This is a genomic window from Longimicrobium sp. (assembly GCA_036389795.1).
Classification (GTDB): Bacteria; Gemmatimonadota; Gemmatimonadetes; order Longimicrobiales; family Longimicrobiaceae; genus Longimicrobium.
The window spans coordinates 57,700-71,325 of the sequence record DASVWD010000246.1 but is presented as its reverse complement, the minus strand read 5'-3'; the positions used below and the strand labels follow the sequence as shown (position 1 = coordinate 71,325).

At 75.2% G+C, this 13,626-nt stretch carries 10 protein-coding genes; 5 read left to right on the top strand and 5 right to left on the bottom strand.

What is annotated here, in order from left to right:
* Positions 1-157: 157 nt before the first annotated feature.
* Both VF746_29295 and VF746_29290 read right to left on the bottom strand, forming a co-directional pair.
* A complete protein-coding gene (locus VF746_29295; GenBank protein ID HEX8696551.1) occupies positions 158-2,008 on the bottom strand; it encodes a GAF domain-containing sensor histidine kinase in 1,851 nt (616 codons plus the stop codon).
* A gap of 7 nt (positions 2,009-2,015) precedes the next feature.
* Positions 2,016-3,062: a chemotaxis protein CheB gene (locus VF746_29290; GenBank protein HEX8696550.1), complete on the bottom strand. Its 1,047-nt coding sequence runs from the start codon at positions 3,060-3,062 to the stop codon at positions 2,016-2,018.
* Positions 3,063-3,242: 180 nt separating this feature from the next.
* Between VF746_29290 and VF746_29285 the strand changes: the two genes are divergently transcribed.
* The 4 genes from VF746_29285 (at position 3,243) to VF746_29270 (ending at position 7,575) form a co-directional block, all read left to right on the top strand.
* A complete protein-coding gene (locus tag VF746_29285; protein ID HEX8696549.1) occupies positions 3,243-3,875 on the top strand; it encodes a chemotaxis protein CheB in 633 nt (210 codons plus the stop codon).
* 510 nt (positions 3,876-4,385) lie between these two features.
* Positions 4,386-6,359 (top strand): CheR family methyltransferase, encoded by a 1,974-nt coding sequence (locus tag VF746_29280; GenBank protein ID HEX8696548.1) that lies wholly within the window; start codon positions 4,386-4,388, stop codon positions 6,357-6,359.
* Between the two features lie 69 nt (positions 6,360-6,428).
* A complete protein-coding gene (locus VF746_29275; protein HEX8696547.1) occupies positions 6,429-6,914 on the top strand; it encodes a hypothetical protein in 486 nt (161 codons plus the stop codon).
* A gap of 160 nt (positions 6,915-7,074) precedes the next feature.
* Positions 7,075-7,575 carry a hypothetical protein gene (locus VF746_29270; protein ID HEX8696546.1) on the top strand — a complete coding sequence of 167 codons (501 nt, stop codon included), beginning with the start codon at positions 7,075-7,077 and terminating at the stop codon, positions 7,573-7,575.
* 13 nt (positions 7,576-7,588) lie between these two features.
* Here VF746_29270 and VF746_29265 read toward each other — a convergent pair whose 3' ends face one another.
* Positions 7,589-7,750, bottom strand: a complete 162-nt coding sequence (locus VF746_29265; GenBank protein HEX8696545.1) for a hypothetical protein — start codon at positions 7,748-7,750, stop codon at positions 7,589-7,591.
* Positions 7,751-7,903: 153 nt separating this feature from the next.
* Here VF746_29265 and VF746_29260 point away from each other — a divergent pair, with 153 nt between their 5' ends.
* Positions 7,904-10,102: an ATP-binding protein gene (locus VF746_29260; GenBank protein HEX8696544.1), complete on the top strand. Its 2,199-nt coding sequence runs from the start codon at positions 7,904-7,906 to the stop codon at positions 10,100-10,102.
* A 318-nt stretch (positions 10,103-10,420) separates the two neighbouring features.
* On the opposite strand, the gene VF746_29255 is transcribed toward VF746_29260, so the two are convergent.
* Together VF746_29255 and treZ are read right to left on the bottom strand one after the other, a co-directional pair.
* On the bottom strand, positions 10,421-11,050 hold the full coding sequence (locus VF746_29255; protein HEX8696543.1) for a hypothetical protein: 630 nt from the start codon (positions 11,048-11,050) through the stop codon (positions 10,421-10,423).
* A 566-nt stretch (positions 11,051-11,616) separates the two neighbouring features.
* Positions 11,617-13,524, bottom strand: coding sequence for a malto-oligosyltrehalose trehalohydrolase (treZ, locus tag VF746_29250; GenBank protein HEX8696542.1), 1,908 nt, complete (start codon positions 13,522-13,524; stop codon positions 11,617-11,619).
* Positions 13,525-13,626 lie beyond the last annotated feature (102 nt).

Genomic DNA, 13,626 nt, shown 5'->3' with positions numbered 1-13,626 from the left:
CAGGCCGGCGGTGGGATCAGCGCTCGCCTGCGATGGCGGCCGGACTAACTGACCACATCTGGAGCATGCGCGAACTGCTCACCACTGTGGTGATTCCCAGGGCCGTCAACTCTGTTTAGGCACACGGCCCACTTTCGCACTCACGCACTTTCGCACTTCACCTCGGCTGCGCGGCCGCCACCCGGAACGCGTGCAGGCTGATCCGCTCGCCCTGGCGCAGGAGGCGGCCGGCGGTGGCCACGGCCGCGTCGGCGCCCTCGCCGCGGACGTGGGCGCGCACGCACGCCTCCACCTCTTCGCGCAGGACGGCGAAGTCGCGCCGCAGCTCGTCTTCGCTCCACCCCAGGCGGCGCCGCTGCTCGCCGTGCAGCTCGGCCACCAGGCGCTGGATGCGGCTGCCGTCGCGCAGCAGCCCGGGGGCGTCCTCTCCGGCGGCGCCCAGCACCAGGAGCGCCTGCGCCACGTCGGCCACCAGGGTGGCGGCGTGGTTGGCCAGGTCCACCTCGCCGGCCTCGGCGGCGTGCGGCGCGGCGGGGTCGGCGCGCAGCCGGCGCACGTACGCGGCGGCCACCTCGTCGACCGAGCCGGTGAGCTGCCGCCCGGCGGCCACGAGCGCCTCGCCCGAGCGACGGCGCGGCCCCTCGGCGCGGGGCGCCTCGGGGCGGCGCGCGCCCGCGGCGGGGAGCCAGAGGGTGAAGCACGAACCCCGGCCCGGGACGCTGCGGACGGTGAGGTCGCCGCCCATGTGGCGGGCGAGCTGGCGGGCCACGGTGAGCCCCAGCCCGCTCCCCCCCTCGGTGCGGGTGTGGCCGCCCCGCGCCTGCCGGAACGGCTCGAAGACGGGCGCCAGGTCGGCCGGCGCGATCCCCACGCCGGTGTCCTCGACGTCGATGCACACCCAGGGGCCGGAGCCGGCGAGCCGCGCGCCGGGGGGCGCCGAGTCCGTGACGGAGCAGCCGACGCGCACCTCGCCCCCGGCCGGGGTGAACTTGACGGCGTTGGAGAGGAGGTTGCCCAGCACCTGCGCCACCCGCCGCACGTCGCCCAGGTAGGCGGCCTCCTCCTCCCCCGCGCAGGCGCCGGCCAGGCGCACGCCCCTGGCCTCGGCGTCGGGACGCGCGCGCGCGAGCGCCTCGTCCACGGCGTCGGCCGCCCGGGCGCGCTCGGCGGCCACCGGGAGCTGCCCGGCCTCCAGGCGCGCCAGGTCGAGCACCTCGTCCACCAGGCCCAGCAGGTGGGCGCTGGCCGAGCGCACGCGGTCCAGGTGCTCGCGCTGGGCGTCGGTGACGGGGCCGGCCAGCTCCAGCTCCAGCAGGTCCACGTACCCCAGCACGGCGTTCAGCGGGGTGCGCAGCTCGTGGCTCATGGTGGCCAGGAACTCGCTCTTGGCGCGGCTGGCCTCCTCGGCCTGGGCGCGGGCGCGCTCGGCGGCGCGGTAGAGGCGCGCGTTGTCGATGGCCATGGCGGCGCGCCGGGCCAGGTCTTCGGCCAGCGCCAGGGAGTCGGGGCCGTACTGGCCGCGCTCGGGGCTCACGAAGGTGATGGCCCCGTGCACGTGCCCGCGCGCCAGCATGGGAGCCACCATCAGCGAGCCGATCCCCAGCTCGCGCAGGAGGCGCAGGTTCCGCTCGTCGCGCGCGGCCTCGGCCAGCAGCTCGTCGGGGACGTGCGAGACCACCTCGGAGCGGCGGGTGCGCACCGCCAGGGGCACGCCCAGCGGGTCGTCCACCTGGGGAGGCCACCCCGAGGTGAGGCGGCGGGCCAGGGCCTGCTTCTGCGGATCGGGGTGGACCACGGCCAGGCGGCGCATCGTCCCGTCTTCCTCGACCACGTCGACGATGCACCAGGCGCCCAGGTGCGGCAGGGCCAGGCCGGCCACGGCGGACAGGGTGGACTCGTAGTCGAGCGAGTCGGCCAGGATGCGGCTGGCCTCGGCCAGGATGGCGTGCCCCGAAGGCGCGGGGAAGCCGGACGGCGCGCCGAGGGGCGGGGGGTGGGCCGCGGTCACGAAGGGGTCAGCCGACGGCCGCCCGGCCGGTCTGTCCGGCCTCGATGCCGGTGTCGGCGGCGCCGCGCAGCACGCGGCGGATCACCTCGGCGCGGCGGTCGGCCTCGTCGGCCTGCGCGAGGAAGTGGCCGGCGGAGCGCCCGTTCCCCCGCTCCTCCATGCGGCGGCACATGCGCCGGGCCAGGGCGCCGCGCTCCTTGAGCGCCTGGAACGCGGTCCACAGCGCCGCCTCGACGCTCTCGTCCTGCTCGGCCAGGAGCGTCTCGGCGCCGTAGGCGTGCCCCACCCGGCAGCGGTAGCGCACCAGCTCGCCGTCCTTGAGCTCCCAGAGCACGCCGTGGCACTCGGGGCAGGAGAAGCCCGACGGGGTGCCGGGACGCTCGTCGGCCTGGAGCGCCGCGGGGTCCAGTTCGGCGATCTCGGCCTCCACGTCGTCCCGGGAGCCGTTTCCCCGGGTGTCTTCCATCGCCTCCACCTCCTCCTGCACGGGGGTGTTCACCAGCTCCACCAGCAGCGCGGGGAGCTCCGCCAGGGGCGCCACGTGGTGCACCTTCGCGTTGGAGATGGCGCTGAGCGGCATCCCGGGGTAGAGCGCGTCGGCGGGGTCCTGCACCACCGTCATGCCGCCGTGGCGGCGGACGGCGGCCAGCCCGGCCGTCCCGTCGTCCAGGTTTCCCGAGAGCACAACGCCGATCACCCGCGGCCCGTACGAGCGCGCCGCCGAGCGGAAGAGCGGGTCGGCCGCGGGGCGGTGGCCGTTCTCGCGGGGGCCGGCGGTGAGCCGCACGTGCCCCTGGTGCACCACCAGGTGCCGGTTGGGGGGCGCCACGTAGACGGTGCCGCTCCGCAGCTCGGCGCCGTCTTCGGCGTGCACCGCGGGGAGGCGGCCGTGCCGCTGCAGGATGCTCGGGAGCATGCTGGTGGCGTGCGCCGGGAAGTGCATCACCACCAGCACGGCGGCGGGCAGGTCGGGCGGCAGCCCGGCCGCCAGCGCGGAGAGCGCCTCCACCCCCCCGGCCGAGGCCGCCACGACGATCACGTCATGTCCCTGCACCGTCCTCTCCCGTGCTGGCCACCTGCGGCGTCCCCGCGGCTCGCGGGTGAACGGAGTCACGTGAGCAAGAGCCGTGCACGGCCGGCGCATGGAGGCGCCACCTTTGACACTTCCCGCTTCCGCGCCGATATTGGCCGGTACCCTCCCCGGCGGAGGGCCTCCCCCACCCGGAGAGCCGCGATGCGCACCCCGTCCGGCCGCGCCCCCTCCCCCGTGAGCGGCGGGGACGAGGCAACCGACCGCCCCCGCACGGTGGTGGCGGTGGGCGCCTCGCTGGGCGGGATCCGCGCGCTGAAGCGGGTGCTCGGCGCGCTTCCCGCCGACTTCCCCGCCGCGGTGCTGGTGGTGCAGCACCTGAGCCCGCGCTCGCGCAGCGTGCTGGACCAGGTGCTCTCGCCCGAGACGCGGCTGCCGGTGGGCGCGGCGCGAGACGGGGAGCGGATGGTGGAGGGGAGGGTCTACCTGGCCCCGCCCGGACGGCACCTCCGCGTCGAGCGCGACGGCACCCTCTCGCTCTCCGACGACCCGGCCGTACAGTTCGTGCGCCCCTCGGCCGACGTGCTCTTCGCCTCGGTGGCGGACGCGTTCGACGGCGAGGCGGTGGCGGTGGTGCTCACCGGCCGCGAGCGCGACGGGGCGGGCGGGGTGGTGCGCGTGCACGACCGGGGCGGCACCGTGATCGCGCAGGACCCGGCCGGCGCCGTGGCGCGCGGGATGCCCGAGAGCAGCATCCGCACGGGGGCCGTCGACCACGTCCTTCCGCTCGACGAGATCGCTCCGGCGCTGGTGCGGCTGGCACGGCGGAACGTGTGAGCAGTGCGGAAGTGCGTGAGTACGCGGTACGAGGTACGAAATCGCGGTTGGTCGCGGCGGCAGGGGCCCTCACCCGGCGCCAGCAACCCTCTCTCCCAACCCCGGGAGGGTACTTGACGGGTTGGACGTGGGCCGAGGGTGCGCGCGGAAAGCTCGCGCAGGGGCGAGGCACGCCCTGGCATGCCTCGACCGGCGGATGCCGGTGCCTGTGCGGGAGGCGGGGCTGACGTGCCGGTGCAGCTTCGCGCGGACTCGCATGCTCGCCCCTGCGAATCCGGGCGATGCGCGTGACGAAACCCCGCGTGAGGGATGCGCGCCCGCCAGGGCCGGGACGCGGGGTTGGGCGCGGCCGGGGCCCGGCGCCGTTGGGCAGCGTGGTTTGCTGCCCTACGGCGCGCGCAGCCCGGCCCGGAGCGCAGCGGAGGGACACGCCCGAATCCGTCGCGCGGTTCCCGGCCACGCCGTCCGGCGGCATCTTCCCGGCACAAAAATGCGCAACGCAGGACCCGCATGACGCGCAACGAGCACGACCCCGCCTTCGAGAGCCTGCTGGAGTTCCTCCGGGACGACCGCGGCTTCGACTTCACCGGCTACAAGCGCTCCTCGCTCATGCGCCGGGTGCGCAAGCGGATGGACGAGGTGGCGGCGGCGGACTACGCGGCCTACCGGGGGTACCTGGAAGAGCGCCCGGACGAGTTCACCGCCCTCTTCAACACCATCCTGATCAACGTCACCGGCTTCTTCCGCGACCCCGAGGCGTGGGAGACGCTGGTGCGCGGCCACCTGGCGCCGCTGCTGGAGCGCAAGGCGCTCGACGAGCCGCTGCGCGTGTGGAGCGCGGGGTGCGCCTCGGGCGAGGAGACGTACACGCTGGCCATCGTGCTGGCCGAGGCGCTGGGGCCGGACCGCTTCCGCGAGCAGGTGAAGATCTACGCCACCGACGTGGACGACGAGGCGCTCCTGCAGGCGCGCCAGGCCGTCTACCCCGCCAGGGCGCTGGAGGCGGTGCCCGCGGAGCTGCGCGAGCGCTACTTCGAGCCGGCCGCGGAGCGGTTCGCGTTCCGGCCCGACCTCAGGCGCCTGGTGATCTTCGGGCGGCACGACCTGGTGCGCGACGCGCCGATCTCGCACCTGGACCTGCTGGTGTCGCGCAACACGCTGATGTACTTCGACGCCGAGGTCCAGGCGCGCATCGTCAGCCGCTTCCACTTCGCGCTGAACGACGGGGGCCTGCTGTTCCTGGGGAAGGCGGAGATGATGCGCACCCACGGGAGCCTCTTCGCCCCGCTCGACCTGAAGGCCCGCGTCTTCGCCAGGGTGTCGCGCCCCGCCAGCCTGCGCGAGCGGCTGCTGGCGCTGGGACCGCCGCCGCGCGAAGGGGGCCAGGTCTCGCAGCGCGGCCAGCTCCGGCTGCGCGACGCGGCGTTGGACGCGGGCGCCGCGGCCCAGCTGGTGGTGGCGCCCGACGGCACCCTGGCGCTGGCAAACGAGCCGGCCCGCGCCCTCTTCGGGCTCAGCGCCGCCGACGTGGGACGCCCGCTGCAGGACCTCACCGTGAGCTACCGCCCGGTGGAGCTGCGCTCGCGGATCGAGCAGGCTGGCCAGGAGCGGCGGCCGGTGCGGCTGGAGCAGGTGGAGTTCCCCGGCCCCGGCGGCGACTTCCGCACCTTCGACCTGCACGTGGTGCCGCTCCTGGACGGGGCCAGGGCGCCGCTGGGGGTGAGCATCGCGTTCGTGGACGTGACCGCGTCGGCGCGGCTGCGGGCCGAGCTGTCGGAGGCCCACCAGGAGGCGGAGACGGCGTTCGAGGAGCTGCAGAGCACCAACGAGGAGCTGGAGACCACCAACGAAGAGCTGCAGAGCACCATCGAGGAGCTGGAGACCACCAACGAGGAGCTGCAGAGCACGGTCGAGGAGCTGGAGACCACCAACGAGGAGCTGCAGAGCACCAACGAAGAGCTGGAGACGATGAACGAGGAGCTCCAGTCCACCAACGAGGAGCTGGAGACCCTCAACGACGAGCTGAGCCGGCGCACGGCCGAGCTGAACAACGTCAACGCCTACATGCGCTCGATCCTCGCCTCGCTGCGCCTGGCGGTGGTGGTGCTCGACCGCGGCTTCGACATCCGCGTGTGGAACCGCCAGGCCGAGGACCTGTGGGGGCTGCGCGCCGACGAGGTGGAGGGGCTCGCCTTCCAGAACCTCGACATCGGCCTGCCGGTGGAGCGGCTCAAGGCCCCGGTCCGCGCCTGCATGGAGGGCGCGACCCAGGCCGAGGAGCTGGTGCTGGACGCCGTGAACCGCCGCGGCCGCGCCATCCGCTGCAAGGTGATCTGCTCCCCGTTCCTGGACGGCGGGCGCGCGGTGCGCGGCGCGGTGCTGGTGATGGAGGAGCTGCGCGCGGGCGCTCCCTCCGGGCTGCGCGGCGAGCGGGCGGCTGCCCTGGTGGAGGAGCCGCACGGCGACGGGCAGGACGGCGGCTGAGCGGCGGAGGTCCGGCCGTGCCTCCAGGCGGCCGGTCGTGTCGGACACCCGGGCAGTTGCGTGAAGACGATGCCGCGGACGAGCCGGAACGCAGTCGCGGAGCAGCCCCGCCGGGAGGCGGCCTGGGAGTGCTTCCACCGCAGCATCTCGCAGTCGCTCGCCCTCTGGCCCGGGGTGCACGCGATGCCCGCGCATGAAGACCACGCCGACCCCATGGTCAGGGCCATGCAGCGGGCGCGGCGCCAGACGTGGCTGCACGCCCGCCACGTGCTCGGGTGGTCCATGTTCGAGTCCATCCGCATCGCCACCCGCCTGGCCGAGGTCTTCGCCGAGTGGACGCGGGGCGCCGGCCCCTGGCTGGACGAGCTGGGGACCTGGCTGGAGGAAGTGGAGCGGCAGGCGCGGCAGCCGTCCGCCGCCAGCCTGGAGCTCCGCTTCGTCGACCACCTGATGGACTCCGCGCGCTCAACGGACTTCCGCCTGGCGGAGATCGACCTGGCGCTGGACGCCTTCCGCAGGGCGGAGGAGGGGCAGCGCAGGGCGGCGGCGGGGTGAGGGAGTCCGCGGAACGCCCGCGTCCGCCGCACCTCCTCCGGGGGGGGGGCGGTCCGGCCCTGATCGTCCGCACGCGGAGAAGGCCGAGGACCCGGTCCTCGCCCGGCCGATTTCTCCGCTTTCCCGCGTGGGCCGCCGACCGGGAGGGAAGGAGCCGACGATGGGACCACCAGGAACCGCGCCGCACGACGCCATGAGCGATCAGCCCTCCCCGGCCGAAGCCGCCCGCGAGGGCGCCGAGCTGCGCCGCCAGGAAGCCGAGCGGGAGCGCGCCGAGTGGGAGCGCGAGCGGCGGGCCTCCGCCGAGTCGTCGGGCGCGGCCGAGCAGCAGCGCGCGGTCGCGGAGGAGGAGCGGTTCTCGGCCGAGACCGACCGGAAGGACGCCGAGGAGCTGCGCCGGCACGTGGAAGAGGTGCGGGCGCTCTCGGAGTGGAGGCGCACCGAGGCCGAGCGGCTGCGCGAGACGGCCGAGCAGGCGCGCCACGTGGCCGAGGAGGCGCGGCGGGTGGCGGAAGCCGCCCGACGGGACGCCGAGGCCGCGCGCCGGGAGGTGGCGCAGCTCCAGCAGCGCTACGAGCACCAGATGGAGGTGATGCGCGAGGTGCAGCGGACGCTCGACGCGCTGCTCGCCGCGCGCGAGCTGCGGGATCGCGAGCTGTAGCCGTGCGGCCGCCTCACCCGCCCTCCGCGTCGTCGTCCCCCTCCCCCGGCTCGCGCCACTCCAGCACCCGCGCCGCCCGCCCTTCCGCCGAGGCCCGCCAGAACACCGCCGGCCGCTCGCGCCCCCACGCCAGCCGCACGTCGCGCCGCTCGGCGAGCCCCATCCCGCCGTTCACACCACGTCGGTATTTCGATCGATCCCGCGGCAGGCTCCCGGTGCGGCCGCCCCGCGACACCTCCCGCGCGCCTGTCGCCCCGCGTGGCGCAACGCTTGCTCCGGAAGGGAATGGACGTTCCCCGGCGGCGCGGTTCCCTGCAACACCCTGGCGATGGCGTCGCACACCGAGCTCCGCGACCAGCTCCACGCAGCCGTCCGCCGCGTCGACGCGCTGCGCGAGCGCGCGGCCCACTCCCCCGCCCCGCTGCTGGAAGAGGCGCTGGAGGAGCTGCTCACCGCGCTCGAGGAGCTGCGCGTCACCGAGGAGGAGCTCCGGCGGCAGATCGACGCGGTGGCCGCCGGGCAGGCGCGCGTCGAAGAGGAGCACCACCGCTACCTGGCGCTCTTCCACTTCGCCCCCGACCCCTACCTGGTGACCGACCTGGACGGCGTGGTGCGCGAGGCCAACCGCGCCGCCGGCGAGCTGCTGGGAGTCCGCGAGTCGCGGCTGGCGGGGAAGCCGCTGGCCGTGTACGTGGCCCCGCCCCAGGCGCGCGCCTTCCGCACCGCGCTGGCCCGCCTCCCCGCGCACGACCGCGTGGAGGGGTGGGACCTGCGGCTGCACCCGCGCGGGCGCGAGGCGGTGGAGGTGAGCTGCACCGTGGCGGTGGAGCGCGACCGGGCGGGCCTCGCCCGGGGGCTGCGCTGGCTCCTGCGCGACGTCACCGAGCGGCGCGCCGCCGAAGAGCGCGGGCGGCGGCTGGAGGCCGAGCGCGCCGCCCGCGCCGAGGCCGAGGCCGGGCAGCGCCGCCTGGCCGCCGTGCTGGAGGGCACCAGCGACGCCTTCTTCAGCGTCGACTTCGACTGGCGCATCACCTACGTGAACCGCTGCGCCGAGCGGCTGTGGGACCGCCCGCGCGCCGACCTACTGGGGCGCACCCTGTGGGAGTGCTTCCCCGAGGCGGGCGCGAGCGAGTCCGGGCGGGCGCTGCGCCGGGCCATGGCCGAGCGCCGCACCCTGCGGGTGGAGGTGGTCTCGCCGGTGCTGGGGCGCTGGGCGGAGGTGGAGGCCTTCCCCGTCGACCAGGGGCTCTCCGTCTTCTTCCGCGACGTGCACGAGCGCCGACGCCGCGAAGAGGCCGACCGGCTCCTCGGCCGCGCCAGCGAGGTGCTGGCCGGCACCCTGGACCCCGCCGCGACCCTGCAGCAGGTGGCCGAGGTGGCCGCCGGCACCCTGGCCGACTGCTGCATCGTCCACGTGGCGGAGGGCGGCGCCGTGCGCGCCGCCGGCGTGGCCCACGCCGACCCCACCCGGCTGGAGCTGCTGCGCGGGACGCTGCGCCGCTTCCCCGTGGACCCCGTGGGCCCCGGCCCGGTGACGGCCGCGCTGCGCACCGGCGAGCCGCAGCTCCTTTCCGAAGTCCCCCGCGCGCTGCTGGAGGAGGCGGCCGCCGAGCCCGAGCACCTGGAGATGCTGCTGGCGCTCGGCATCCGCTCGGCCATGGTGGCCCCGCTGCGCGCCGGGGGGCGCACGCTGGGCGCCCTCACCTTCGCCCGCACCGGCGGCGCCCCGTACGACGCCGCCGACCTGGCCGTGGCGGCCGACCTGGCCCGGCGGGCGGCGCTGGCGCTGGAGAACGCGCGCGCCTACGAGCAGGCGCGCCAGGCCACCCGCGCCCGCGAGGAAGTGCTGGCCGTGGTCTCGCACGACCTGCGCAACCCGCTGCACGCCGTGCTCCTGGCGGCCACCGTGCTGGACGAGTACAGCGGCGCCGCGAAGTGGAGCGAGCGCGAGCGCAAGCAGCTGCGCGCCATCCGCAGCTCGGCCCAGCAGATGTCGGCGCTGATCCGCGACCTGATGGAGGCGGCGGCGCTGGAGAGCGGCCAGCGGGCGCTGCACCTGGAGGCGGTGGAGCCCGCGCGTCTCCTGACCGACGCCGTGGAGCTGCACCGGGGGCTGGCCCAGCAGAAGGGGATCGCGCTGGAGCCCGAGGCCGCACCGGGGCTCCCCGCGGTGCAGGCCGACCGCGCGCGGCTGCTGCAGGTGCTGGCCAACCTGCTGGGCAACGCCATCAAGTTCACCCCCGGCGGCGGCACCGTCACCCTGGGCGCCGCCCCCCGCGAGGGCGGAGTGGGCTTCTTCGTGAGCGACACCGGCCCGGGGATCGCGCCCGAGCAGCTCCCGCACGTCTTCGAGCGCTACTGGCGGGCCGAGCGTGGCGACCGCCAGGGGCTGGGGCTGGGGCTCGCCATCGCGCGCGGGATCGTGGAGGCGCACGGCGGGCGCATCTGGGTGCAGAGCGCCCCCGGCCAGGGCACCACCTTCTTCTTCACCCTTCCCCTGCGCCCCGAGCCGCCGCGCCAGGGCTGACGAACTTCCAGAGAACTGCAACTGCGGATTCGGGCATGTCCCCGCTGTCGCGGGGCCGGGTTGCGCGCGCGGTAGGGCTGCAAACAACGCAGCCCAACGGCGCCGGGCCACCGCCGCCACGATACCCCCCATGGCGGCGGCGTCCCGGCCCTGTCGGGCGCGCATCCCTCATGCAGCTCACCGCTCGGCGAAGGACGCAGGGGCGAGGCCTGCCTCGCCCGGCGGATCCCGGCCCGCGCGCGGCAAGCAGCCTCACGCGCCGATGCCGGCTCCGTCCGGACTCGCAGGCTCGCCCCTACAGCCTGACCGGGCCCGGCGTCAGAGCCTGAGCGGCAGGCTCACCCCGCCCGACAGCTCCATCCCGTCGTGGCCGTCGCCCAGCTCGAAGACGCGCCGCAGGTCGCCGCGCAGCGCCAGCCCCGAGGCCAGCCGCACCCGCGCGCCCACCCCGGGCGCCACCGCCAGGGCCGTCTCCATCCGCTCCGAGACGGAGACCACGCGCGACGGCTCGCCCCTGGCCGACAGGTCCCTGGGAGTGAGCCCGCCCGTGAAGAAGCGCCAGCGCACGTCCGGCTCCGCGCGGCGCACCGCCCCCACCCCCAGCGACAGCACCGGCTCCACGGCCCGCGCGGAGAGCAGGCGCACGCCGGCCTCGCCGCCGTAGCGCAGCATCCGGGTGGAGAGGTCGTCGTCGGGCCACCACGCCACCGACGCGCCCACCTCCACGCGCGAGAGCGGCGAGGCCGCGTCGCGCGTCAGCGGCAGCAGCAGGCGGCCGCCCCAGCCCTGCGCCTGGGAGCCGATGTCCGTCCGGACGCTGGTGGCGAAGTATTCGAAGGACCCGCGAGGCTCGCGGCCGGACGGCCGCGGCTGGGACTGCGAGAGCGCCGGGGCCGCCGTGGTCCCCAGCAGCGTGGCGGCCATGGCCGCGCGAAGGAAGTACCTCATCGCTCACCTCCTAGCGTTCGATCCAGGCTCCTTTCTCCTTGAGAAGCGCCCCGCCACGTGCGGGACGCGCCCTGCGGATATGCAAAAAACGCACCTACCTCTCTGGTCAAAAAGGCAGATGCGCGTAGTGGAAAGAGCGGGTTTCGGCCTTCGCAAAACGCTGTCATTCCGAGGGAGCCGCCTGAGCCGGACCTGCGAGCGAGACAAAGCCGGGCGGCGACCGAAGAATCTACTCGACCCATGCGAGGTCCGCCCCAATGGAGCCGGCCTCATCGCTGGCTGAGTAGATTCTTCGGTCGCGTCCAGGCTCCGGTGCAGACGCGGTTTACGTCAGACGCTCCCTCAGAATGACACCGTTCTGTAGCCGCGGCTCACACGCATTTACGAGGGCGGTCGGTGCCACCCATCACCGCGGCTCTCTTTCGCCTGCTCGAGTTCGCGTTCGACCAGGGCCGACATCGCCCGCGCACGCTCGAAGGCCGCCCTCCTCTCCGGTGTGTCGGGCGAACCTTTCTCCAACTCCTCCAGGATCTCCCGAACGCCTTCCGGAGAAAGTCGAACGGTCATCATTCTCCCCTGAATTGCGAATGGACGTTGGCCCGCAGCACCACCGCGCCCGCGCCGCCCAGCTCCAGCCGCCCGTCCGGGTGCAGGCGGGCCACCTCGCCCTCCCGGCCCCCGCCGAAGCGGCCCTCCTCCGTCGAGAGCAGCAGCTCCCACCTCTGCCCCCGGGGCGCGCGCGTCTCCTCGCGGGCGGCGGGGTCGGCGGCGAGGGCGCCGGCGAAGGAGACCACCAGCAGGAGCGCGCTCCCGTCCTCTCCCGTGCGGCGCAGCGCCAGGGCGTGCTCGCCCAGCGCCGCCACGGCGAACGAGTCGCGGCCGCGCCGCCGGAGCGCGGGGTCGCTCCGGCGGAGCGCCAGCAGCTCGCGGTAGAGCGCGCGCACCCCGGCGTGCGGCATCCGCTCCGCCTCGTCCCAGCGCAGCCTGGAGCGCGCGAAGGTCTCCGGCGCCTGCGGGTCGGGGATGCGCTCGCGCAAGGCCGGGTCGCGGAAGGCGGAGAACTTCCCGAACTCCTTGCGCCGCCCCTCCGTCACCAGCCGCCCCAGCTCCGGCGGGTGGTCGGTGAAGTAGAGGAACGGCGTGGTGGCCGCCCACTCCTGCCCCATCCACAGCAGCGGCGTGTACGGCGACAGCAGCAGCAGCGCCGACGCCGCCCGGTAGACGGACAGCGAGACGGACTCCGTCAGCCGGTCGCCCAGCGCGCGGTTGCCCACCTGGTCGTGGTTCTGGATGCAGTGCACGAACGAGGGCGGGGGGAGGTCGCCCCCCGGCGTGCCGCGCGGGCGCCCCTTGTTGCGCGAGGGCTGCCCCTCGTAGAACCACCCCTTGCGCAGCGTCTCCGCCAGGTCGCCGGCCGTCCCCGTGTAGTCGGCGAAGTACGCCTCGTGGTCACCGGCCAGGTGGCGGCGGAGCTGGTGGTGGAAGTCGTCGGCCCACACCGCGTCGATCCCCAGCCCTCCGCGGTCCGACGGCGTGATCAGCCGCCGCTCGTTCCCCTCGTCCTCGGCGATGAAGACGAAGCGGCGCCCCTCCGGGAGCGAGGCCCGCACCCGCGTCTCCATCTCGGTGAGCACGTGCACCGGCGAGTCGTCGAGGATGGCGTGCGTGGCGTCGAGCCGCAGCCCGTCGACGTGGTACTCGTGCGCCCAGTGCAGCGCGTTCTGGATCACGAACTCGCGCACCGCCGCGCTGCCGGGCCCGTCGAAGTTCACCGCGTCGCCCCAGGGCGTGTGGTGGCGGTCGGTGAAGTAGCGCCCGCAGGTGAAGGCCGGCAGGTAGTTCCCCTCCGGCCCCAGGTGGTTGTAGACCACGTCGAAGACCACGGCGATCCCCCGCGCGTGCGCCGCGTCCACCAGCCGCCTGAGGCCCTCCGGCCCGCCGTAGACGTCGGCCGGCGCGAAGAGCCCCACCCCGTCGTACCCCCAGTTGCGGCGGCCGGGGAAGGAGGCCACCGGCATCGGCTCGATCGCCGTCACCCCCAGCGCAGCCAGCTCGTCCAGCCGCCCGACGAGCGCGTCGAACGTCCCCTCCGCCGTCGCCGCGCCCACGTGCAGCTCGTAGACGACCAGGTCTTCGAGCGCCACTCCCCGCCACCCCTGGTCCGTCCACCGGAACGGCGCGGGGTCCACCACCAGCGAGGGCCCGTGCACCCCCTCCGGCAGCGCGCGGCCGGCCGGGTCGGGGAAGGCGTGCTTCCCGTCGAGCCGATACCTGTAATGCGCCCCCGCGCCCACGTCCGCGACGAACCCGGAGAACCAGCCGTCCTCCTCCGCCTGCAGCGGGTGCAGCCTCTCCGCGTCGGGTCCGTAGATCACCACCTCGACGCGGTCGTGCCCCGGCGCCCACACCCGGAACTCCGTCCCCCCGTCCCTCACGTTCGCCCCGAAGGGCAGCCGCCACTTCGCCTCGCCCACCTCCGCTTCGCCGGACTCCCGCGCTCGAGAATCAGTCGATGATGGAGACCCGCGGCCGCCGCCGCGCTCGACCGGCACTTTCAGACTTCGCACTATCACCCC